19 protein-coding genes are annotated in these 23,291 nt (G+C 63.5%); 9 read left to right on the top strand and 10 right to left on the bottom strand.

Features of this window, described 5'->3' with window-relative positions; translation table 11 throughout:
• The first annotated feature begins 29 nt into the window (after positions 1-29).
• Positions 30-1,232: an efflux RND transporter periplasmic adaptor subunit gene (locus ACN0S5_RS08415; RefSeq protein WP_417207713.1), complete on the top strand. Its 1,203-nt coding sequence runs from the start codon at positions 30-32 to the stop codon at positions 1,230-1,232.
• A gap of 25 nt (positions 1,233-1,257) precedes the next feature.
• Here ACN0S5_RS08415 and ACN0S5_RS08420 read toward each other — a convergent pair whose 3' ends face one another.
• From ACN0S5_RS08420 to ACN0S5_RS08430, 3 genes are read right to left on the bottom strand one after another with little or no spacing between them, the layout of a single operon-like run.
• Positions 1,258-3,480: a PAS-domain containing protein gene (locus ACN0S5_RS08420; RefSeq protein ID WP_417207714.1), complete on the bottom strand. Its 2,223-nt coding sequence runs from the start codon at positions 3,478-3,480 to the stop codon at positions 1,258-1,260.
• Entirely contained in the window at positions 3,477-4,661 is a 1,185-nt protein-coding gene (locus ACN0S5_RS08425; RefSeq protein WP_417207715.1) for an FIST N-terminal domain-containing protein, read from the bottom strand. The genes ACN0S5_RS08420 and ACN0S5_RS08425 overlap by 4 nt, the downstream gene beginning before the upstream one ends.
• Before the next feature lie 42 nt (positions 4,662-4,703).
• Complete coding sequence (locus ACN0S5_RS08430) at positions 4,704-5,402, bottom strand: response regulator transcription factor (RefSeq protein ID WP_323767960.1); 699 nt, start codon at positions 5,400-5,402, stop codon at positions 4,704-4,706.
• Positions 5,403-5,722: 320 nt separating this feature from the next.
• On the opposite strand from ACN0S5_RS08430, the gene ACN0S5_RS08435 reads away from it, so the two are divergent.
• Positions 5,723-8,017 carry an Orn/Lys/Arg decarboxylase N-terminal domain-containing protein gene (locus ACN0S5_RS08435; RefSeq protein ID WP_417207716.1) on the top strand — a complete coding sequence of 765 codons (2,295 nt, stop codon included), beginning with the start codon at positions 5,723-5,725 and terminating at the stop codon, positions 8,015-8,017.
• Between the two features lie 229 nt (positions 8,018-8,246).
• Positions 8,247-10,448 carry an NADP-dependent isocitrate dehydrogenase gene (locus ACN0S5_RS08440; protein WP_417207718.1) on the top strand — a complete coding sequence of 734 codons (2,202 nt, stop codon included), beginning with the start codon at positions 8,247-8,249 and terminating at the stop codon, positions 10,446-10,448.
• Between the two features lie 72 nt (positions 10,449-10,520).
• Here the strand turns inward: ACN0S5_RS08440 and ACN0S5_RS08445 are convergent, their stop codons facing one another.
• The 7 genes from ACN0S5_RS08445 to ACN0S5_RS08475 all read right to left on the bottom strand — a co-directional run bounded on the left by ACN0S5_RS08445 (position 10,521) and on the right by ACN0S5_RS08475 (position 17,936).
• Positions 10,521-10,925 carry a Na+/H+ antiporter subunit G gene (locus tag ACN0S5_RS08445; RefSeq protein WP_417207719.1) on the bottom strand — a complete coding sequence of 135 codons (405 nt, stop codon included), beginning with the start codon at positions 10,923-10,925 and terminating at the stop codon, positions 10,521-10,523.
• A complete protein-coding gene (locus ACN0S5_RS08450; protein WP_323767968.1) occupies positions 10,922-11,191 on the bottom strand; it encodes a K+/H+ antiporter subunit F in 270 nt (89 codons plus the stop codon). The genes ACN0S5_RS08445 and ACN0S5_RS08450 overlap by 4 nt, the downstream gene beginning before the upstream one ends.
• Positions 11,188-11,679, bottom strand: coding sequence for a Na+/H+ antiporter subunit E (locus ACN0S5_RS08455; protein ID WP_417207720.1), 492 nt, complete (start codon positions 11,677-11,679; stop codon positions 11,188-11,190). The genes ACN0S5_RS08450 and ACN0S5_RS08455 overlap by 4 nt, the downstream gene beginning before the upstream one ends.
• Positions 11,680-11,682: 3 nt before the next feature.
• Positions 11,683-13,278 carry a monovalent cation/H+ antiporter subunit D gene (locus tag ACN0S5_RS08460; RefSeq protein WP_417207721.1) on the bottom strand — a complete coding sequence of 532 codons (1,596 nt, stop codon included), beginning with the start codon at positions 13,276-13,278 and terminating at the stop codon, positions 11,683-11,685.
• Positions 13,275-13,625, bottom strand: coding sequence for a Na+/H+ antiporter subunit C (locus ACN0S5_RS08465; RefSeq protein ID WP_417207723.1), 351 nt, complete (start codon positions 13,623-13,625; stop codon positions 13,275-13,277). The genes ACN0S5_RS08460 and ACN0S5_RS08465 overlap by 4 nt, the downstream gene beginning before the upstream one ends.
• Position 13,626: 1 nt before the next feature.
• Entirely contained in the window at positions 13,627-16,491 is a 2,865-nt protein-coding gene (locus tag ACN0S5_RS08470; protein ID WP_417207724.1) for a monovalent cation/H+ antiporter subunit A, read from the bottom strand.
• 410 nt (positions 16,492-16,901) lie between these two features.
• Positions 16,902-17,936: an NAD-dependent epimerase/dehydratase family protein gene (locus ACN0S5_RS08475; protein ID WP_417207725.1), complete on the bottom strand. Its 1,035-nt coding sequence runs from the start codon at positions 17,934-17,936 to the stop codon at positions 16,902-16,904.
• Between the two features lie 92 nt (positions 17,937-18,028).
• Between ACN0S5_RS08475 and ACN0S5_RS08480 the strand changes: the two genes are divergently transcribed.
• From ACN0S5_RS08480 to modC, 6 genes are all read left to right on the top strand, one after another.
• Positions 18,029-18,775: an HpcH/HpaI aldolase family protein gene (locus ACN0S5_RS08480; protein WP_417207726.1), complete on the top strand. Its 747-nt coding sequence runs from the start codon at positions 18,029-18,031 to the stop codon at positions 18,773-18,775.
• A 61-nt stretch (positions 18,776-18,836) separates the two neighbouring features.
• Positions 18,837-19,739: an NAD(P)-dependent oxidoreductase gene (locus tag ACN0S5_RS08485; RefSeq protein WP_417207727.1), complete on the top strand. Its 903-nt coding sequence runs from the start codon at positions 18,837-18,839 to the stop codon at positions 19,737-19,739.
• Complete coding sequence (locus ACN0S5_RS08490; protein ID WP_417207728.1) at positions 19,736-20,599, top strand: sugar phosphate isomerase/epimerase family protein; 864 nt, start codon at positions 19,736-19,738, stop codon at positions 20,597-20,599. The genes ACN0S5_RS08485 and ACN0S5_RS08490 overlap by 4 nt, the downstream gene beginning before the upstream one ends.
• 156 nt (positions 20,600-20,755) lie before the next feature.
• Positions 20,756-21,508, top strand: coding sequence for a molybdate ABC transporter substrate-binding protein (gene modA / locus ACN0S5_RS08495; protein ID WP_417207730.1), 753 nt, complete (start codon positions 20,756-20,758; stop codon positions 21,506-21,508).
• 3 nt (positions 21,509-21,511) lie between these two features.
• On the top strand, positions 21,512-22,204 hold the full coding sequence (gene modB / locus ACN0S5_RS08500; protein WP_417207731.1) for a molybdate ABC transporter permease subunit: 693 nt from the start codon (positions 21,512-21,514) through the stop codon (positions 22,202-22,204).
• Positions 22,204-23,277, top strand: a complete 1,074-nt coding sequence (gene modC, locus ACN0S5_RS08505; RefSeq protein ID WP_417207732.1) for a molybdenum ABC transporter ATP-binding protein — start codon at positions 22,204-22,206, stop codon at positions 23,275-23,277. The genes modB and modC overlap by 1 nt, the downstream gene beginning before the upstream one ends.
• Positions 23,278-23,291 lie beyond the last annotated feature (14 nt).

Raw genomic sequence — 23,291 nt, forward strand, 5'->3', positions numbered from 1 at the left:
GGCCCGCAACAGGGAAAAGAGGATTGAGGATGACCAAAGACATCCAACGCGGTTGGGCGGGCGGGGTTTTTGCCTTATCGCTGTTGCTGCCCGTGGCCGGCATCGCGCAGGACGCGCCGGTGGCGGTCGATACGATGCGGCTATTGGCGCAAAAGACCGTGACCACCGACACCTTCTTTGGCACGGTGCAGGCCACCGGCATGGTCGGCCTGTCCTACGAGGCGCGCGGTTGCGTCGTCGAAGTGTCCGAGCAGGCCAAGCGTGACCGCGTCGCCAGTGCCGGTCAGGTGCTGGTGCGGCTGGACGGCAAGCGGTCGCTGCTGGCGCTGCGCACCGCCGAATCGCGGCTGGCCGAACTGGGCGCGCAGGTCGAAGAGCGCGAACTGGACATCCTGTCCGCTGCCGCCGACGACAAGCGCCGCCAACAGGAACTGGACCTGACCACCGCCGAGTTTGAACGCAACAGCACCATGCTGGGCCGTGGCCTGATCAACGAGACCACGATGGAAGGGGTCGAGCGGCGTTTCATGGAGGCCCGGTTTGCCGCCGACCGCGCGCAAGAGGCCATCGCCACCGCCCGCGCCGCCAAACGCCGCGCCGAAATCGCGCTGGAAATCGGTCAGCTTGACCTTCAGACCGCGCAGCTCAATCACGACATGCTGGTGCTGACCGCCCCCATCGATGGGGTTCTGGTGGGGTTTGAGACCAATGTCGGCGACTGCGTGCAAGAGGGCGAACGCGCGGCGCAGATCTATGCGCCCAGCCAGAAGTCGGTCGATGTCTTCATCCTCATTCGCCGCCTGTCGACAAGCGGCCCGAACGGCATCGCCGAAGGGTCCGAGGTGCGCATCACCCGCGTCAATGATCAGACCTGCGGCGGCACGATCACCCGGTTCGACACCGAGGCCGATCTGGAAAACCAGTTCGTCAAGGCAACAATAGAAGTAGACGAAAGCTGTGCCCCCGGCCTGTTCCTGAACGAGGCGGTCGAGGTCGAGGCGATGATCGGCGCGGGCGAGGACACCTTTGAAATCCCCACCGCCGCCCTGACCAGTGGCGACACGGTCTACCTTGTCAACGAAGAGGGCCTGATGCTGGAAGAGGTGGCGGTCGAGATCCTGCAAACCGGGATACGGCAGACAATCGCGCGCATTCCGGCGGCCTCTGGCCGGTTGGTGGTCAGCGATGCCCGGCTTGGACTGGCGGCGGGGCAGGTGGTGTCGTTGGAATAGGCGGTCGGTCTGACCAGCGCGCCGCTCAGCGTGTCGTCAGGGTGCCAAGCGCGGCGGCATAAAGAAACGACTCGAGGTCCTCTGTGTTGATCGGCTTGGTCATCAATTCGACCTGCGCCGCATCGCACAACTGGCGCAGGTCGTTGGATCGGTTCGCCGACATGACCCGCGCGGGCAGGGTGCCGTCCCGTGCACGCAATTGCCGGACCATGGCCAGACCGTCCTGTTTGCCTTCGCCAAGGTTGTAGTCGACCAGCAGGGCGTCGGGCAGGATGCCCAGTTCATGCAGCATCTCGCGGGCGTCTTCGACGCTGGCGGCGTCCAGCACGCTGCCGCCCCAGCGTTCGATCAGCAGGCTCAGCGCGCGGCGCAACTCATCGTCGTTCTCGACCAAAAGGACAATCAACCCGGTGTCGCGCAACCGCTGGCGGGCGGCGGGGTTTTTCTTTAACGTCGGCACCTCGTTCGGGCCGTTCACCCGTTGCGCGCTGAAGAAGAACCGGGTGCCGCGCCCCAGTTCGGATTGCACGCCCAGCGGATGCCGCAACTGGGCGCAGGCGCGTTCCACGATGGCAAGGCCCAGCCCCAGCCCCTCGTTCACGCTGCTGGTGCGGTCCAGCCGTTCGAACTCGCGGAAAATCCGTTCTTGGTCGGCCTCGGCGATCCCCGGCCCGGTGTCCCAGACCTCGAACCGCAGCGAGCTGCCCTGTCGCCGCGCGCCGACCAGCACCCGGCCGCTTGGGGTATACCGGATGGCATTGGCGATCAGGTTTTGCAGGATACGGCGCAGAAAGCCGGGGTCGCTGGCCACGCTGGCGGTGGCCGGGAGAATGCGCAGATCCAACCCTTTGAGCGCGGCCATCGGCGCAAACTCATCGCGCAGGGCGGTCAGCAACTGCCGCACCGACACCGCCGTGATGTCCAGACTGGCCGCGCCGGAATCCAGCTTGGAAATGTCCAGCAGCGCGTCGATGATGTTCTCGACGCTGCCAAGCGCGCTCAGCGCCTTGTCGGCGGCCTGCACCGTCTCACCGCCCTCGCCGCTTTCGGAAATGGCCGAGACATAAAGCTTGGCGGCGGACAGCGGCTGCAACAGGTCATGACTGGCGGCGGCGACGAAGCGCGACTTGGATGCATTGGCGCGTTCCGCCGTCACCAACGCGTCCTCCAGTTCCAGCGTGCGTTCCATCACCCGCCGTTCCAGCAGTTCATTGGCCTCGGCCAAGGCCCGCGCGGCCTGCCGTTCGACCGACACATCGGTGAACGAGATCACAAAGCCCCGGTCGGGCATTTCCTGCGCAAAGACATCCAGCGTGGTGTCCGGTTCGGCGCGGATCTCGAACCGCAGGGGACGTCGGCCCTGATCCTGATGCGCCCAGTTCCGCAGGCTTCCGGAGCCTTCGGTATCTGCATCGAAACGTTGTTCCAGCTGATCCACCAGCCGGTCGAAATCCACGCCCAGCCGCAGCGAGGACACCGGCACCGACAGCATCTCTCCGATCCGGTCGTTCCAGCCGACCAGCCGGGCGTCCGCATCAAAGATACATACCCCCTGATTGAGGTGATCCAGCGTCGCCCGCAGCATCCGCGCCTGACTGTCCAGCAGTTTGCCGCGCTCTTGCCGTTCCAGCCGCATGATGTCGGTCACGTCGGTCTGCAACACCACGGTGCCGCCGTCGGGCGTGCGATGCTCGCTCACCTGCAACCAGCGGTCCCAGATCAGGCTCACGTTGAAAATTGCGTGCAGGTCCTTGTGCCGCTTCAGCCGCTGTTCGGCCCATTGTTCCGGCGTCACGATCTGCGGCAATTGCAGGAACCGGCTTTCGCTGACCGCCTGCACGTAACTGTCGAACGGCAGCCCTTCGGTCAGGCGCGGCTGGACGTCGTGCAGCGGCAGGCTGAACCGGCTGTTCCACATCACCAGCCGGTCGTCGCGGTCGAACAGGCCAAAACCCTCTTGCACCGCCTCGATCGCATTGGCGAGGTTCTTGCGCGCGTGTTCCGCCTCGTGTTTGGCGCGGGCCAGCGCCGCGTTGGACTGGTTCAGCAGGTCCAGCGTGTATTCCAGATCGCGGGTGCGCTGGCGCACCTGATCCTCCAGCATGGCGGCGCGTTCGAACTGGGCATAGGCCGCGCCGTTCTGGTCGGTGTCCTGTTCGACCCGGCGCATCAGCGCTTCGCTGATCTGCAACAGCTTTTCGTTTTGCCGCTCGACCGGGTCAGCCGGGTCGATCAGGTAATGGGTCATTTGTCCTTGCACGGGACCTCGGGTGCGTAAAAGGCGACGCCGGTCATCGTCTGGTTGACGTGCATGCCGTTGATCTGCTCACCATATGTGGAAAATCCGGTGACACGGTGCCGCGCCAAGACCTCGTCAAGCGGGCGCTTGAGCTGTTTTTTCTCTGCCTCGATCCGGCGCAGGATGCAATCGCAGGCCAGGATCGCCACTGGCGGGGCGCCGCTGGCCAGCGCGGTCAGTTGCTGGTCAAGGTGGTCGACAATATGCGCGGCCTCGGCCAGCGTCAGCACCAGCCCCTCGTCGATGGCCGAAAAGAATTCCAGCGCGCCGCCGTCCGTCACCCGCTTGATGGCGCGGACGTGGTGGCTGCCGCCAAGGCGCACCACCATCGGGTTGTCGGCAAAGGTGAAGGTGTCGATCTGGTGCGGGTCCTTGCCCAGCAGGCGGCCCAGTTCTCGCGCGGCGGGTTCGGCGTTGATCTCATAGACCAAGCGGCGCGAAGGATCGGCACGCGTCACCACCATCCGCAATTCGGTTGGCGTGAAATGGTTCACGCTGAACACCCGCAACCGGCAGCGGCTGCGCACCAGCGCCAGCACCGCCGCCTTTTCATGGCATACCCCGTTCAGCGCCACGAAGGTATGTTCAAACCGGATGCCATCGCCCGCAGAGCCGCCAAACAACTGCGTCGGCCCCAGACCGGCGGTCAGCGCCGAGGCCAGCCGGTCCTCCTGCATCGACAGCCCGTCGACCATGAGAAAGGCAAATTCCTGCTCCATCGCGGCGGCCCGCTGCGACAGCGTCGCGCGGGCGCGGATTGTCTGCTGGGTCAATTCGTGGCCGGGCAGGTGTTCGAGATCGTCAAACAGCAGCACCTCGGCCTCAAAGCAGTCCTTTGGCAAGGCGATGGCCACCACCGAATCCTCGGCATAGCCGCCGCCCATGGCGATCTCACCGGCGGTCGTGCAGGCCATGATCGGGGCCGCGCCAAACCGGCTTTGTGCCTGATTGATCAACTGCTGAAACCCCGCCGAGGGGCTGCAAAAGATCATGACCAAGGCAAAAGGCCCTTGGCCCAGCCCATTTTCCAACTGGTCGATCAGGTCGGGCGCGTCCCATTCGACGCAGGCAGTCCGCAGAACGGCGTCACCTTCGACACCCCCCGCAGACGGAGAGGGTGGTCCGTCCATCGGGTCTCCTCCCCATGTGGTCTGTTATTGTTTTGTAACAGACTATGGAGTGTCGGCGCTCTTTGGCAAGAGGTTCGAAAAGCTGGCCTCGCCCGCGATCAGCACGGCCTGCGTGCGGCTCTGGACCCCCAGCTTGCGCATGATGGCGGTGACATGCGCCTTGACCGTGGTTTCGGCGATGGACAGGTCATAGGCAATCTGCTTGTTCAGCTTGCCTTCGCAGATCAATTGCAGGATGCGCGCCTGCTGGTTCGTCAGGGTCGAAAGCCGTGCCACCGCGTCCTCACCCGCATTGGCGGGATGTCCGGCATCGGCCACGTCGACAAACCCCTCTGGCAGGAACACCTCATCCCGCGCCAGCGCGTCAAAGGCCTGCCGAAAGACACCCCGTTGGCTGTGCTTGGGGACAAACCCATTCGCCCCCGCGCGCATCACCGAACTGACCATCCGGTTGTCCGCCATCGAGGACACCACAACCAGCGGCGTCGCCCCGGCGGCGGTCCGGAGCCGGATCAACCCGTCAAGGCCATTTACATCCGGCAGGTTGAGATCCAGCACAATCACGTCCGGGGCGGCACCCTCGGCCAGCGCGTCCAGCGCATCGGACAACAGGCTGGCGGTCTCGATCTCCTCGATCCCGGCCACGGTCTTGAGCGTCATCGCCAGCGCATCGCAGAACAGCGGGTGGTCATCGACGATCAGCGCGGACGCGAAATGCCGCTGAGGCTCACTCTGTGGCATTGCTCTGCTCCCCATGGACCTGTCCCTTGCTGGTATACCATTCGATCCTAGCAAAGCGCCATGACCCGCGAACCTGTCCTATGGTCTTAGACGGGGCGGCCCGTACCGGACAGGACTCTGCGCAGGCACGCAACCGCCCAAGGCCCATGCCAAACCCGAAAACAGCCCGGCCATGCGGCAAGCGGCCCTTGACGGCCCTCAAATCAATTGAGAACAGTTCAGGCTGTATGTTCTGCACCACAGGGACCAAAGCGGGGGCTTGATGGTGCGCAGGACAGGCCCGCAAAAGGCGAATCCCTGTTTCCCTAACGGAGTGTTCCATGAAATTTCGCTTTCCGATCGTCATCATCGACGAGGACTTCCGTTCTGACAACTCCTCTGGTCTTGGCATCCGCGCGGTGGCAGAGGCCATAGAGGCCGAAGGCTTTGAGGTGCTGGGCACAACCAGCTACGGGGATCTGTCGCAGTTCGCACAGCAGCAATCGCGCGCCAGCGCCTTTGTCCTGTCCATCGACGATGAGGAATTCACCCCCGGCCCTGACCTTGACCCGGCGGTCGTCAATCTGCGCGATTTCATCGAGGAAGTGCGGTGGAAAAACGCCGACGTGCCGATCTACATCTACGGGGAAACCAAGACCAGCCGCCATTTGCCCAACGACATCCTGCGTGAGCTGCACGGCTTTATCCACATGTTCGAGGACACGCCGGAGTTTGTCGCCCGCCACATCATCCGCGACGCCAAGGCCTATCTTGAAGGCATTCAGCCGCCGTTCTTCAGGGCGCTGCTGGACTATGCCGAAGACGGCTCATACTCGTGGCATTGTCCGGGGCACTCCGGCGGCGTGGCCTTTTTGAAAAGCCCGATTGGCCAGATGTATCACCAGTTCTACGGTGAAAACATGCTGCGCGCGGATGTCTGCAACTCGGTCGAGGAACTGGGTCAGTTGCTGGACCACAACGGCGCCATCGGCGCGTCTGAACGCAACGCCGCCCGTATCTTTAACGCCGATCATTGTTTCTTTGTGACCAATGGCACCAGCACCTCGAACAAGATGGTCTGGCATCACACCGTTGCCCCCGGCGACGTGGTGGTGGTGGACCGAAACTGTCACAAATCCATCCTGCACAGCATCATCATGACCGGGGCCATCCCCGTCTTCATGAAGCCGACGCGCAACCATTATGGAATCATCGGCCCGATCCCCAAGTCCGAGTTCCAGATCGAGGCGATCAAGGACAAGATCCGCGCCAACCCGCTGCTGGCGCATGTGGATGCCGACACGGTCAAACCGCGCATCATCACCCTGACGCAGTCCACCTATGATGGCGTTCTGTACAACACGGAGACCATCAAGGAACTGCTGGACGGCTACGTCGAGAACCTGCATTTCGATGAGGCATGGCTGCCGCACGCCGCCTTTCACCCCTTCTACGGCAATTTCCACGCGATGGGCCGCAGGCGCGAGCGGCCCAGCCATTCCGTGACCTATGCCACGCAATCCATTCACAAACTGCTCGCCGGGATCAGTCAAGCCAGCCATGTGCTGGTGCAGGACAGTCAGGATACCAAGCTGGATCGCCACCTGTTTAACGAGGCGTATCTGATGCACACCAGCACCAGCCCGCAATACAGCATCATCGCCAGTTGCGATGTGGCGGCGGCGATGATGGAACCGCCGGGGGGCCGTGCGCTGGTGGAGGAAAGCATCCTCGAGTCGCTCGATTTCCGCCGCGCCATGCGCAAGGTCGATGACGAATACGGTGCGGATGACTGGTGGTTTCAGGTCTGGGGGCCGGAAGAGCTTGACGAAGAGGGCGTTGACGACCCCGGCAACTGGGTGCTGAAAAAAACCGATTCCGAGGGGATGCAATCCTCAGACGGAGAGGAATCGTGGCACGCCTTTGGCGACATGGCACCCGGTTTCAACATGCTGGACCCGATCAAGTCGACGGTGATCACGCCGGGCCTGAACCTTGACGGACGGTTTGAAGAGACCGGCATTCCGGCCTCGATTGTCACCAAATATCTGGCCGAGCACGGTGTCGTGGTTGAAAAAACCGGCCTCTACAGCTTTTTCATCATGTTCACCATCGGCATCACCAAGGGGCGCTGGAACTCGTTGCTGACCGAATTGCAGCAGTTCAAGGATGACTACGACAAGAACCGGCGCATGTGGCGCTGCATGCCAGAGTTCTGCGCCAAACATCCGCATTATGAGGGCATGGGCCTGCGCGACCTGTGCCAGCATGTGCATTCGCTGTACGCGAAATACGGCGTCGCGATCCTGTCGACCGAAATGTACCTCAGCGATCTGACCCCGGCGATGAAGCCCACCGATGCGTTTTCGCATATCGCGGCGCGGTCCACCCAGCGGGTGCCGATCGATGACCTTGAGGGGCGCATCACCACCAGCCTTGTCACCCCCTATCCGCCGGGTATCCCGCTGCTGATCCCCGGTGAGGTGTTCAACAAGAAGATCGTCGAATACCTCAAGTTCAACCGGACTTTCGCGCGCGAATGTCCGGGGTTTGAGACAGATATCCACGGCCTCGTTCAAGAGACGGACGAAAACGGCCACCTGCAATTTTTTGCGGATTGCGTGGCCGAGGGATAGACCGTGGTGCGGGCCAATGGCTTTGGAACAGAACATGGCAGGGTGCGTGCAGAATCGTCATTGCCGTAAGGCATATGGGGATGCCCCGCTGTCGACCGGCGGGGCCGCCCGGTTTCTTTGAAAACGTGACGCAATGCGACACTGTATACATCTGCATACTGTAGACGCGACGGCCTGCTTGGCCTAAGGAGGGGCCAAACCCGCCCCCATATTCAGAAAGGCCGGACACATGTCTGATTCGACTCCCGACATCATCTACACCAAGGTTGACGAAGCGCCGGAACTGGCGTCTGCCTCGCTGCTGCCGATCATCCAGAAATTCGCCGCGGCTGCGGGCGTATCTGTCGGCACCAAGGATATCAGCCTTGCCGGTCGCATCATCGCGACCTTCCCCGAGGTTCTGACAGAGGCACAGCGCCAGTCCGACGATCTGGCCGCGCTGGGCGAACTGGTCAAAACGCCCGAGGCGAACGTGATCAAGCTGCCGAACATCTCGGCCTCGGTCCCGCAACTGGTTGCCGCCGTCAAGGAACTGCAATCGCAGGGCTACGCGCTGCCCGACTACCCCGAGGCACCGTCGACCGACGAAGAAAAAGCTGTCCGCGCGAAATACGACACTCTGAAAGGGTCCGCCGTGAACCCGGTGCTGCGCGAAGGCAACTCTGACCGCCGCGCCGCCGGTGCGGTCAAGAAATTCGCTCAGGCCAACCCGCACCGGATGGGGGACTGGACTGCCGACAGCAAGACGCGCGTCGCCTCGATGCCCGGCAATGATTTCTTTGCCAACGAAGTTTCGGCCACGCTGCCCAAGGCCGCGACCGCCAGGATCGTGCTGGAAACGGCCGAGGGTGAGACCGTGCTGAAAGAGGGCGTTTCCTACCCCGCAGGCACTGTCGTTGACGCGACCTTCATGTCGGCATCGGTGCTGGATACCTTCCTCGCCGAGGAAATCGAGAAGGTGAAAGCCGACGGCACGCTGTTCTCGCTGCACATGAAGGCCACCATGATGAAGGTCTCTGACCCGATCATCTTTGGCCACGCGGTCAAGGCATGGCTGGCGCCGGTCTTTGAGAAATACGGCGACGAAATGAAGGCACTGGGCGTCAACCCGAACTCGGGCCTTGGCGACCTGCTGAACCGCGTCAAGGACAACGCAGAGATCACCGCCGCCATCGAAGAGGTCCGCGCCGCGCGCCCGCCGATGTACATGGTCGACAGCGACAAGGGCATCACCAACCTGCATGTGCCGTCGGACGTGATCATCGACGCCTCCATGCCCGCGCTGATCCGCGCGGGTGGCAAGGGTTGGGGCCCCGATGGCAAAGAGGGAGACACCACCTGCGTCATCCCCGACAACTGCTATGCGCCGGTTTACGACGAGGCGATTGAGTTCTTCAAAGCCAATGGCAAACTGAACCCGGCCACAGCCGGCACTGTTCAGAACCTTGGCCTGATGGCGCAGAAGGCCGAGGAATACGGCAGCCACCCGACCACCTTTGAGATCCCGGCTTACGGCACCGTCAAGATGATCCTCGACGATGGCACCGTGCTGCACACGCACACGGTTGAGGCCGGTGACATCTGGCGGTCCGCCTCGGCCCGCAAGGCACCGATTGAGGATTGGGTAAATCTTGCCATCGAACGTCAGAAGGCAACCGGCTATCGCTCGATCTTCTGGCTGGACGCAAACCGCGCGCACGATGCGCAGCTGATCGCCATGGTCAAGCCGATCCTTGAGGCCAAAGGTGTGGCCGACAAGTTCGAGATCATGGCCCCGCGCGAAGCGACCCGCGCGTCGCTGGAGACGATTACCAAGGGTGAGAACACCATCGCGATCACCGGCAACGTGCTGCGCGACTACCTGACCGACCTGTTCCCGATCCTCGAACTGGCGACGTCGGCCAAGATGCTGTCCATCGTCAAGCTGATGAACGGCGGCGGTCTGTTCGAGACCGGCGCGGGCGGCTCTGCCCCCAAACACGTGCAGCAGTTGGTCGAAGAAAACCACCTGCGCTGGGACAGTCTGGGCGAGTTCTGCGCCCTTGGCGAAAGCTTTAAGTTCCTCGCCGATGCGCGCGGCAATGCCAAGGCCAAGGTGCTGGGTGACGCGGTCGAGACCGCGACTCAGGGTATCCTCGACAATGGCCACAGCCCCAGCCGCAAGGTCGGTGAGCCGGACAACCGCGACAGCCACTACTGGTTTGCCCGCTACTGGGCCGACGCGTTGGCCGCACAATCCGACGACGCAGACCTGGCCGCGCATTTCGCCCCCATCGCCAAGGCGCTGGCAGAGGGCGAAGCGGCGATCGTGGCCGAACTGGCCGCCGCGCAAGGCAAGCCCGCCGATCTGGGCGGCTACTACCACGGCGACGACGGCAAAACCGCAGCCGTGATGCGCCCCTCGGTCACGCTGAACGCGATCATCGGCTAAGCCGGTGACATCGACATGAAAAAGCCCGCCGGGGAAACTCGGCGGGCTTTTTTGATCCTATCGGCTGGCTGTTCAGCTTTCGGCAGGCGTGTCTTCCGTCGACGGGTCCTGTTCGGGCGGATCGTCGTAGATCGACCAGCTGTGCTCGCGTCCGGTGTCGGGCAGGTCGCTGCGCTTGAGGTTCATCAGAATATGCGTCTGCGCGATGAACAGGGTCGAGATCGGCGCGGTCAGGAACAGGAACAGCGTGATCATGAATTCGTGAAAGGACAGGTGCTCTTTCACCAACAGCATAAAGAGCATCGAGGCGATCAGCACGCCGCCCACGCCCAGCGTTGTCGCCTTTGTCGGGGCGTGCAGGCGCTGCATCGTGTCGGTGAGTTTCAGCAGACCCAGAGACCCGATCAGGCCAAAGGCACCGCCGACGACCAGAAAGAACGAGATGACGATTTCTACCAGCATCGGAGCCTCTGTCATTCGATGATGTCCCCCCGTAGCAGAAAGCGGCAATAGGCGACGGTCGAGACAAAGCCGACCATGGCCACCAGCATCGACGCCTCGAAATAGACCGCCGTGCCTTGCAGGATGCCATAGCAGACCAGCAGCGCGATCACGTTGATAACCATCGTGTCCAGCGCCAGAACCCGGTCGGCCTGACCGGGGCCACGGATCACCAGCCAGAGGTTGAACAACAGGCCCAGCCCGAAACACCCCATGGTGAAGTAAAGCGCGTAGGTGATCATCCGAAAATCTCCTTTAGCCGGGCCTCGTAGCGGGTCTTGATCTCATCGCGCACGCCGTCTGGGTCGTCCGTGTGCAGGCAATGCACCAGCAGACTGGCCCCGTCCGCCGCCAGCAGGGCAGAGACGGTGCCGGGGGTCATCGTGATGGTCCCGGCCAGAACGGTTATCGCCTCTGGCGAGGTCAGTTCCAGCGGCACCAGAACCCATTGCGAGTGGATCTGGTCGCGTGGTTTGAACAGCACGATCTGCGCCACCTGAATAGAGGCGACCACAATGTCCCACAGCACGATCAACACATAGGGAACCGTCAGGAATGGCCGTTTAAGCTCTGGTCGTCCGGGCCAGTAGGGTGAGGTCAGGATCGGCACCAGAATGCCAAGGACGCCGCCCAGCAGGACGTTGCCGGGTGTCACCTTGTTCACCAGCATCAACCAGACAAGCAGCAGCGTCAGGCTAAGCAGCGGATGGGGAAAGATGCGTTTCAGCATGGCCTAGTGCTCCTCTTCCGCGAGTGGGTCCGGTGCGTCTGCCTTGAGCGGGTCCAGGTCTTCGGGCTTTTCGACTGGGGCAAGAACCGCGTCGATATAGCCGTCCGGCTCAAACAACTGGGTTCCGGCGGCGCGCATGTACTCTGTCGCCGGTCCGGCCAGCACCGCCAGCGCGGCCAGCAAGGCCAGCAATGTCACGGTCGGGGCGACCTCGGCGGCGGTGGCCGGGGCGGGGCGCGGTTCGGCGTCGATGGGCTCGGCCCCTTCGGGCACCGATGCGGCGGTGGACTTCCAGAACAGCAGACTGCCCGCGCGCGCAAAGCCCACGATGGTCACCAATGAGCCGATCAGGATACCGCTCCACGCCCAAGGCATCAGATCGGGCTCCCGCAGCGCGTCAAGGATCAAGAGTTTGCCCAGAAACCCCGACAGTGGCGGCATCCCGGCCATGGCGATGGCCCCGGCAAAGAACAGCGCCGCGAACAGCCCGTTCTGCAAAAGCGGCGGGCGCACGGACAGGGTGTCCGTCCCGCGCCGCGTGATCACCAGATCGGCCATCAGGAACAGGGCCGCGGCAGAGAACGTCGAATGCACAAGATAGTAAAGCGCGGTTTCGGTCGCGTAGGGGTCTTGTGGCGCGACGGCCAGCATCAACGTCCCCATCGACCCGATCACCGAGAAGGACAGCAGCGGCATCAACCGCTTCGCGGCCAGCACGCCGATGGCCCCCAAGGCAACAGTGACCATGGCCGCCGGGAACAGCCATTCCTCGACCAGCCCGGCGGTTGGCGAGGATTGCGGGCCATAGGCCAGCGTGTGCAGCCGGATGATGGCATAGGCCCCGACCTTGGTCATGATCGCAAACAGGGCAGCCACCGGGGCGGGGGCATTGGCATAGGTGCCGGGCAGCCAGAACTGCACCGGAAACAGCGCCGCCTTGACCATGAAGACGATCAGCAGCAGCACCGCCGCGACGCGCACCATCGCGCCCTCATCCGCGGGGATCAGCGGCACCTTGACCGCCAGATCGGCCATATTGAGCGTGCCGGTGGTGGCGTACATCGTCCCAAGCGCGAACAGGAACAGCGTCGACCCGGCGAGGTTCATCACCAGATATTGCAGTCCCGCCTGTAGGCGCACCTTGCCGCCGCTGTGCACCATCAGACCGTAAGAGGCGATCAGCAGCACCTCGAAGAAAACAAAGAGGTTAAAGGCGTCGCCGGTCAGGAACGCGCCGAAGATACCCATCAACTGGAACTGGAACAGCGCGTGAAAATGCCGTCCCTTGGCGTCCCACCCGGTTGCGATGGCGTGCCAAAGCACGATCAGCGCCAGCGAGGCGGTCAACAGCACCATCAGTGCCGACAAACGGTCCAGCACCAGAACGATGCCAAAGGGCGCGGGCCAGTCGCCAAGGCGGTACACATGCGTCCCGCCGTCCGCCGCCCAAAAGGCCAGCCCCAGCGCGATCAGAAACAGTGCCACGGTCCCGGCGGCCGAGGCGACGCGCGCCAGAACGATGTCGTGCCGCATGACATAACCGATCAGCGGTGCCAGCAGGGCCGGCAGGACGACAGGGGCGATAATCCAGTGGCTCATACCGCGTCGTCCTCCGTCCCGGCGTCTTTCATGTCGATGGTGTCATCCCCGGCCTCCAGATAGGCCCCGAGCGAGAACATCACCAGCACCGCCGTCATCCCGAAGGAGATCACGATGGCGGTCAGAACCAGCGCTTGCGGCAGCGGGTCTGTATAGGTCGCGTCGCCGTATTTTTGCAGGATCGGCGGCGCGTTGATCGCCAGCCGTCCGGTCGACACGAGGAAGATGTTGACCGCGTAGGACAGCAGCGACAGCCCAAGGATCACCGGAAAGGCGCGCAGCCGCAGGATCAGGTAGACCCCGCCGGTTGTCAGAACCCCGATTGCGCTTGCGACAAGGATTTCCATCTCAGGCCCTTCCTTTCTCGACCATCTTCGCCGGGCGCGAGGGATCGTAGTCCAGCGGTTCGGGGTTCACGGTCTCACCCGCATGACGTGCCATGCGCGACAGGCTGTAGAGCATCAGCATCACCGCCCCCAGCACACACAGGAACACGCCCAGATCAAACAGCGCGGCGGTGGCCAGTTCGAATTCCTCGATCGGCGCGATGTGGACATAGCCAAAGGCCGAGGTCAGGAAGGATGTCCCCGACAGCCATGCGCCCGCCCCGGTCAGACCGGCGATCACCACGCCCCAGCCGATCATCGCGTGATATTCGAACTGTTGCCGCCGCATGGTCCAGGCAAAGCCGGAGGCCATGTATTGCATCAACAGCGCGATGGAGAACACCAGCCCAGCGACAAAACCGCCGCCCGGCTGGTTGTGCCCGCGCAGGAAGATATAGACTCCGACCATCAGCGCAATCGGCATCATCACCCGGGTCGAGACCACCATCATCAGCGGATGGCGGTCATGCGAGCGGTCAAAGTTGTAGCCCGAGTTGCGCAGGCGTGCGCCGGCGGGTCCGCTCAGCAGCGCCTCCATCAGGGCAAAGATCACCAGACCGGCGATGCCCAGAACGATGATTTCGCCGTAGGTGTCATAGCCCCGGAAATCGACAAGGATCACGTTGACCACGTTGGTGCCGCCGCCCTCCTTGTACGAATTGGCAAGGTGATAGTGCGAGATGCTGTCCAGATCGCGGGTCATGAAGGCAAAGGCCAGCGTCGCCACACCGATCCCCGCCGCCAGCGCCACGGTCCCGTCCAGCAGACGGCGCGGCGTGTCTTTTTCCGCCGGGGTCGTCTTGGGCAGGAAATGCAGCGCCAGCAGCAGCAGCATGATCGTCACCGTCTCGACAGAGATCTGAGTCAGCGCAAGGTCGGGGGCCGAGAGGTAGACAAACCCGAAGGAGATCATCAGACCGATCACCCCGATCACCACCAGCGCGCGATACCGCATGTGGTGCTGAAAGACGACGACACCGGTCGCGCAGACCAGCAGCACCCAGCCCACGGCAAAGACCGGCGCAATCGGCAACAGCTCTCTGGTGGGCGGGGCCAGCCCGCCGCCAAGGAAGGCCATGTAACCCGCCGTCACCGTGGCCGCGGTGAAGATCGCCAGATAGCGGCTGATCGCGCCGTTGTGCAGCGTCTCCGAGATGACACGGCTAAACGCAACACAGCCCGCGATCACGGCATCAAAGGCGGATTTGGCGTAGAACGGTCCGGCCTTGATCCATGCGGCATCCAGCGGACGGTGCAGCAGCAACAGAACGGCACCCCCCGCAATCGCAAGTCCCGACATGTACAGCGCCGGGGTGACCCCGTGCCAGATTTTCAGGTGCGCGTGGGTGGTGTGGCCGGTGACGGCACTGGCGGCCATGTTGACCACCGGCTCTGCAAGGAAAGGCGCGACACCGATCAGCACCACAAAGATGCACAGAAAGGCAGGCGACAGCCACATGCCCATGGGCGGATCATGCGGTTTGTGCGGATAGTCGTCGCGCACCGGGCCACCGAAGACGTGAAAGATGAACCGGAGGGAATAGGCGACAGAGAACAGCGCGCCAAAGGTGGCCAAGGCGGGCACGATCCAAGGGTTTTCCCACCAATAGGTGTGCGAGGCTTCTTCCAGCATCATTTCCTTGGACAAAAAGCCGTTGAACAGGGGAATCCCCGCCATCGACAGCGCAGCGATGACCCCGATCACCGCCGTGATCGGCATTAGTTTTCCCAGTCCGCCCAGCCGCTTGATGTCTCGGGTGTGGGCCTCATGGTCGATGATCCCGGCGGTCATGAACAGCGCCGCCTTGAAGGTCAGGTGGTTGAGGATGTGGAACACCGCCGCGATGGCGGCGGCTTCTGTGCCAAAACCCAGCAGCATGGTCAGCAGGCCAAGGTGTGAGACCGTGGAAAAAGCCAACAGCCCCTTCAGGTCATCCTTGAACAGCGCAATCACGGCGGCGATCACCATGGTGACAAGCCCGGTGGTGGCGACGGCGTAGAACCACAGTTCCGTTCCCGACAGGGCGGGCCACATGCGCGCCATCAGGAAGACGCCCGCCTTCACCATGGTGGCCGAATGCAGATAGGCCGACACCGGCGTCGGCGCGGCCATCGCGTGCGGCAACCAGAAATGGAACGGGAACTGCGCCGATTTGGTGAACGCCCCGAGCAGGATCAGGATCACGGCGGGTGTGTACCAGTCGGACGCCTTGATCAGATCGCCCGCAGCGAGAATATCGGTCAGGTTATAGCTGCCCGCGATGTCGCCAAGGATCAGCATCCCGCCGATCATGGCAAGGCCGCCCGCGCCGGTCACGGTCAGCGCCATACGCGCGCCCTGACGGCCCTCTGGCAGGTGTTTCCAGTAGCCGATCAGCAGAAAGGACGACAGCGAGGTCAGTTCCCAGAAAATGAGCAAAAGCAAGATGTTGTCAGAAATCACAATGCCCAGCATCGCGCCCTGAAACAGCAGCAGATAGGTGTAGAACTGCCCCACCGGGTCCTCACCCGACAAGTAGTAGCGGGCATAGAGCGTGATCAGCAGGCCGACGCCAAGGATCATGCAGGCAAACATCAGCCCCAGACCGTCGAGGAAAAAGGCCGCCTCCAACCCCAGTTGCGGCAGCCACGGAATGCTGAAGGTGTAGACCGTGCCGTTCATCACGCCGGGCGCAAGCACCCCCAGCATTACAAGGGCCAGCACGGTGGGAACGGCGGTGAAAGTGGCGGTGGCGGTGCGCCCCGCCCGGATCATGACACCGGGAACCAGCGCGCCAAGGAAAGGCAATAGCGCGATGATGGGCAGAAAACTGCTCTCAGAGGTCATTCACGTCTCCGCAGGGTCAGAAAATTGAGGTTTATTGCGAAAAGCCCGAGCAGATTGCAACGCTGTTTCCGCAAACGGCGGGGCATTGCCGCAGGAGCAAAGCAGGCAGGCGGGGGTCACAGACCCGATGCGGCGCACCACGGGTCGCGCAACCCGCAAGGGCAGAAGCGGAACAGCCGCGTCATGCCCCACGACAGGCCGGGGGTCGATATGATCCTCTGGTCCGTCAAGATGCGGTGTCTCTCCCTCTCTCGCGCCTGCCCGGCGCGTCCCCTCTGTGAATATAGTGGGATCACAGGGGGGCACTGCAAGGTCAAAGCTGTTTTTTCTGGTCAGCTTAGGCCCACAAGCCTCTGCCAGACCCGTTTTGCCAGAAGGTTTGCAGCCAGCAGGGCATGTCTTGCCCCGGCCTAGGGGGCCAGTGGATCGGAACTGTTGCGCAGATAGTAGCCGCGATACCAGTCGACGAACCGCGCGACGCCCTCATGGACCGGTGTCGCGGGTGTGTAGCCGGTCAGCGATTTCAACAGCGCCGCATCCGCCCAAGTGGCGGGCACGTCACCGGGCTGCATCGGCATCAGGTTGCGTTTCGCCGTCAACCCGGTGGCGTCTTCGATGGCTTCGATAAAGGCGGTCAGTTGCACGGGTTCAGAGTTGCCGATGTTCACGACGCGGTAGGGCGCGACCGGAGACAGGCTGTCGCCATCGGGGACAATGCCGCCCTCTGGCCGCGCGGGCACCGCGTCCATCAACAGGCGGATCCCCTCGACCAGATCGTCGATATAGGTGAAATCGCGGCTCATATCGCCGAAATTGTAGACGTCGATGGGCGCGCCGCGCAGGATTGCGTCGGTGAACTTGAACAGCGCCATATCCGGGCGGCCCCACGGGCCGTAGACGGTGAAAAAGCGGAACATGGTGGTCGGCAACCCGTAGAGATGGGCATAGCTGTGGGCCATCGCCTCGGTGGATTTCTTGGTCGCTGCGTAAAACGACATCTGATAGTCGGCCCGGTCCGTCTCATGGTACGGCATCTGTGTGTTTGCGCCGTACGCCGATGAGGTCGAGGCTATCAGCAGGTGCCGGGGTGGATAAGCGCGGGCGGCTTCCAGTATCTCGAACGTGCCGATGATGTTGGATTCGAGATAGGACCGGGGGTTTTCGATCGAATAGCGCACCCCGGCCTGCGCGGCGAGGTGGATGACCACATCGGGGGTTTCGCGTTTGAACAGGGCGGCCATGCGTCCGGGATCTTCGACGCGCCCTGCCTCCGCCACGAAATCCCCCAAAGGTGCCAACCGGGCATGGCGCGCCTCTTTCAGGGCGACGTCGTAATAGTCGGTCATCGCGTCAAGACCGATCACCCGCCAGCCTTCAGTCAGCAGGCGCGCCACGACGTGATAGCCGATGAAGCCCGCAGAGCCGGTGACAAGGGCGGTTGGCATGGGGGGTCCTTTGTTTTCGAGGTGCAACTAGCCGTTTGCCTGATCGTGTCGGTTGCGTCTAGTGTCCGGCCAAACAGCGGAGGGGCACAAGAATGGAACTGAAGAAGAACACCTTTAAGGCGGCGATCCTTGAGGGACGGTTGCAGCGCGGCATCTGGTGCAGCATCGCGGACCCGCTGGCGGCGGAAATGATGGCCACTTGTGGCTATGACTGGATGCTTTTCGATTGTGAGCATTCGCCGATGGACCCGATCCGCGTACTGCCGATGTTGCAGGCGGTGGCCCCCTACCCGGTGTCCGCACTTGCGCGGCCCGCCTCGTTGAACGCGCCCGAGATCAAGCGCCTGCTGGATATCGGCGCACAGACGCTGGTTATTCCTTATGTGCAGAATGCCGATGAGGCGGCAGAGGCGGCAGCGGCGGTGGCCTATCCGCCAGAGGGCATTCGCGGCGTGGCGGGCATGACGCGGGCCAGCGGCTTTGGCCTTGTGGACCGTTACCACGCGACGGCCCGCGACGAATTGTGCCTGATCGTTCAGGTCGAAACCGTTGAGGCGCTGACAGAGATCGAGGCCATTGCAGACGTTCCGGGAATCGATGGCCTTTTCATCGGCCCCGCCGATCTGGCGGCCTCGATGGGGTATCATGGCCAGCCGTCGCATCCCGAGGTTCAGGCGGCGGTGGTCGACGGGATCAAGCGGATTTCGGCAGCGGGCAAACCCGCCGGGTTGCTGACCATGGATGCCGGGCTTGGTCAAAAGGCCATCGACGCGGGCGTGGCCTTTATCGCGCAGGATCTTGACCTGATCGCGCTGCGCCGGGGGCTGACACTGACCTGATTTTGCTCGCGCGACAGCCTCTCCCCGGTAAGGTGGGGGAAAACCCGCATGGGAGGAGAGGATGATGCGTTGTGGTGTGATCGGTCTGGGCGACATGGGCTCTGGCCTTGCAAAGAACCTTGTCAAAGCCGGGTTTCAGACCTGCGGCTTTGACCTGATCCCGTCCCGCACTGCGGCTCTGGCGGATCTTGGCGGATCGCCGATGCGCAACGGGGCAGAGGTGGGGGCCGCGTCGGATGTGGTCTATGTCATGGTGATGACGGGCGCAGAGGTCCGGGATGTGATCCTTGGCAAGGGTGGCCTGCTGGAGACGATGGCCCCCGGCGGCACGGTGATCCTGACCGCGACGATCAAACCGGCCGACGCGCGCGCCATCGGCGCGGCGCTGGACGGCACGGGGCTGCGTATGATCGACAGTCCGGTGTCGGGTGGCTACCCCGGCGCGCAGGCGGGCACGCTGACCATGATGGCCGCAGGCGCGCCCGATCTGCTGGACGAATGTGCCCCGGTCATGCAGGCTGTCAGTGCCAATATCCACCGCGCCGGCGAGGCGGTAGGAGAGGGGCAGACCGTCAAGGCCTGCCTGCAATCGCTGTTGGGGTCGATGTTTTCCGCCACGTTCGAGGCGGCGGCGCTGGCGGCCAAGGCAGGTGTGCCGGGGCAGGTAATTCTGGATGTCTTCTCAACCTCTTCCGGCGGCTGCGGCGTGGTGAACAATGCACTGGAAAAGATCATCGATCGCCAGTTCGAAGGCACCGGCAGCCATATCAACACCATGCACAAGGACCTGACCATCTCGATGGCGCTGGGTGAGGAGCTGGGCGTACCGCTGCACACCGCCGCCGCCGCGATGCAGATCTTTACCGCGGGCCGGACAAAATACCCGAACGGCGACAACTGGATCTGCACCCGCGTGATAGAGGAGATCGTCGGCGCGGAACTGCACCGCGAGGCGGCCAAATGAAACTGGGGGTGATCTGTGACGGGATCAGCCGCGATCTGGCGCATACCGTCGACGTGATGGATGAATTTGGCATCGAATATGCCGAGTTGCAGTTTGTCTGGGACGCCGAGGTGGGCGACCACAGCCCGCAACACGTGCGCGAGATCGATACTCTGTTGCGCGACCACGGCCACCCGGTCTGTTGCCTGTCGCGGCACATCTTTGCGGGCATGACCAAGGACAACCTGCCGGGCGACGCGCTGCACACGACACATATGGATGCGCTGAAACGGGTGATCGAAATGGCGCATGTGGTGGGCAGCCCGCTGGTGCGGATCATGACGCCGAAGAAGGAGCAGATCCTGTGGGGCGCGCATGGGGCAGAGAAATGGAATGTCGCACATGGCGCGTGGGACGCGATGCTGCCGCTGATCGCGCCCGCCGTAGAGGTGGCGCGGGATGCCGGGCTGACGCTGGTGGTGGAGACCGGAAACGGAACGATGGTCAATTCCAACTGGACCGCGCGCAAACTGATCGACGATCTTGGCGCAAAGGACGTGCTGCAAATCCTTTGGGACCCGGCCAATAACCTTTGGTGCCATGAGCCCTGTTTTCCTGACGGGTATGAAACGGCGCGCGATGGCTATATCGGGCACATCCACATCAAGGATGTGAAGGTCGACACCCCCAAGGCCACGCTGGAGGTGCGGCCCATGGGGCAAGGGCAGCTCTCTGACCAGTATCCACCGCTGGCCAAGGCGCTGCGGGACGACGGCTATGACGGCGTCGTTTCGTTCGAGAGCGTTTATCATCCCGGCAACGGCGATTTTGAGGCGGGGTTTCGACAGAACGTCGGGGTGTTCAAGACCTTGTTCGGGTAAGGGGGCGCTGCCCCCGTCGCCCTTTGGGGCGACTCCCCCGGGTGTATTTGTACAGAGAAGAAGCCCGGATGTTGCGCCGGAACAGCGGGTCCTGCGATGATTTTTTCGCTTGCACACTGGTGGACGGGCGCGCGCCGTGCCAGATAATTCCACCCTATGAGGCTGACCCTGAGATTTATCCTGCGCGGCGTGCTGTTTCTGGTGCTCTTGGTGCGGCCCGCCATGGCCGAGCCGGTGACGGTCTTTGCCGCCGCCAGCCTGAAGACCGCGCTGGATGAGGTGGCCGGCGGCTATGGCGGTGAGGTGGTGTTGTCCTACGCCGGGTCGTCCGCGCTGGCGCGGCAGGTGCAACTGGGCGCGCCGGCGGATGTGGTTTTTCTGGCGAACACCGACTGGATGGATGTGTTGGACAGCGGCGGGCTGATCGGTCCGGGCACTCGGGGGGATCTGCTGGGCAACCGGTTGGTTCTGGCGGGGCCAGTGGGGGCGGCGCAGGTTGAGATTGGGCCTGACCTTGATCTGGTGGGGATGCTGGGCGAGGGGCGGCTGGCCATGGCCTTGGTCGAGGCGGTGCCTGCGGGCATCTACGGCAAGGCGGCGCTGGAGTCGCTGGGGCTGTGGGCGGCGGTCGCACCCCGTGTCGCGCAGGTCGACAACGTGCGCGCGGCCTTGGCGCTGGTCTCATTGGGGCAGGTGCCGCTGGGCATCGTCTATGCCACCGACGCGCGGGCCGATCCGCGCGTGGACGCGCTGGGCCTTTTCCCTGAGAACAGCCATCCGCCGATCCGCTATCCTGTCGCCGCCGTGGCCGGGCGCGAGGCTGTGGCCGCGCCGTTCCTGACCTATCTGCAAGGCCCCGAGGCGCGGGCGACCTTTCAGGCGCATGGCTTTGCCGTGCTGGGTGACTGACGGATGGAGTGGCTCAGCCCGGCGGAATGGGAGGCGGTGCGGCTGTCGCTGCGGGTCTCTTTCTGGGCGACGCTGGTGGCGCTGCCTTTCGGGTTGTTCGTGGCCTATGCGCTGGCGCGCTGGCGCTTTCCGGGCAAGCAGGTGCTCAACGGGGTGGTGCATCTGCCGCTGATCCTGCCGCCGGTGGTGACGGGTTATCTGCTTTTGCTGACGTTCTCACCACGCGCCCCGGTGGGGGGCTTCCTGCAATCGCTGGGGATTACCTTTGCCTTTCACTGGACCGGCGCGGCGCTGGCTGCGGGGATCATGGGATTTCCCTTGATGGTTCGCGCCATGCGCCTGTCGATCGAGGCGGTTGACCCGAAGCTGGAACAGGCCGCCGCGACGCTGGGCGCATCGCGCGTCTGGGTCTTTGCCACGGTCACGTTGCCCATGGTGTTGCCCGGCGTGCTGGCAGGCAGCATTCTGGCCTTTGCCAAGGCGATGGGCGAATTTGGCGCCACGATCACCTTTGTCTCCAACATTCCCGGCCAGACGCAAACCCTGCCGTCCGCCATCTACGCGTTCCTTCAGGTGCCGGGGGGCGAGGCATCCGCATTGCGGCTGGTTCTGGTGGCTGTCGCGGTGGCGATGCTGGCGCTTTTGCTGTCGGAATGGGTGTCGCGCCGGGTTGCGGCACGGGTCGGGGGCGCGTGATGCTGGGGGTTGCCGTCCGTCACCGGCTGGGGGACTTCATGCTGGATGCGCGCTTTGACGCGCCGCAGGGGCTGACGGTGCTGTTCGGGCGCTCTGGCTCTGGCAAGACCAGCGTTATCAACGCGGTGGCCGGGTTGATGCGGCCCGACATGGGACGCGTCTGCGTCGGCGACCGGGTGCTTGGCGACACCGCGCAGGGGATCTGGCTGCCGCCAAACCGGCGCGGTCTGGGCTATATCTTTCAGGAGGGGCGGCTGTTTCCGCATCTGTCCGTGCGGCAGAACCTGCTGTATGGGCGCTGGTTTTCAGGCAGCACTTTGTCGCTGGAGCCGGTGGTCGAGATGCTGGGCCTGGGCGCGCTGCTTGACCGTCGTCCGGGCGCGCTCTCGGGCGGGGAAAAGCAGCGGGTGGCCATCGGGCGGGCGCTCTTGGCCGATCCCGGTCTGATCCTTGCGGATGAACCGCTGGCGGCACTGGATGAGGCGCGCAAGGCGGAAATCCTGCCCTATTTCGAACGGCTTCGGGATGAGGCGCGCTGCCCGATCCTGTATGTCAGCCATTCGGCGGCAGAGGTCGCGCGGCTGGCGACAACGGTGGTTGTGCTGCAAAACGGCCGAGTGGTGCGGCAGGGGACGGCGTCAGAGGTCCTGAGCGATCCCGACGTGACGCCAGCGGGCATTCGCGCCGTCGGCGCGGTGCTGGAGGCGCGGGTTGCGGCGCATCATGAGGATGGCCTGACAGAGCTGGATGCCGGTGGGGTGCGGCTGTTTCTGCCGCGTGTCCGTCAGGACATTGGCGCGCCTCTGCGGGTGCGGATCGCGGCGCAGGAGGTGATCCTGTCGCGCGGCAGGCCAGAGGGACTGTCGGCGCTCAATATCCTGCCCGGCACGGTGGATTCTATCCGTGAGGGTGAGGGGCCGGGCGCGCTGGTGTCGCTGGACACGCCTGCGGGCCGGGTTCTGGCGCGGGTCACGCGGCGGTCGGCAGAGGCGTTGGGTCTGGCACCCGGCGTGGCCTGTTATGCCGTGGTCAAGACCGTGGCGATTGCACGAGAGGACGTTGGCGGCGCTTGAAGCGTCGCCCAGGG

It is taken from the genome of Antarctobacter sp., assembly GCF_048262615.1.
Lineage (GTDB): Bacteria > Pseudomonadota > Alphaproteobacteria > Rhodobacterales > Rhodobacteraceae > Antarctobacter.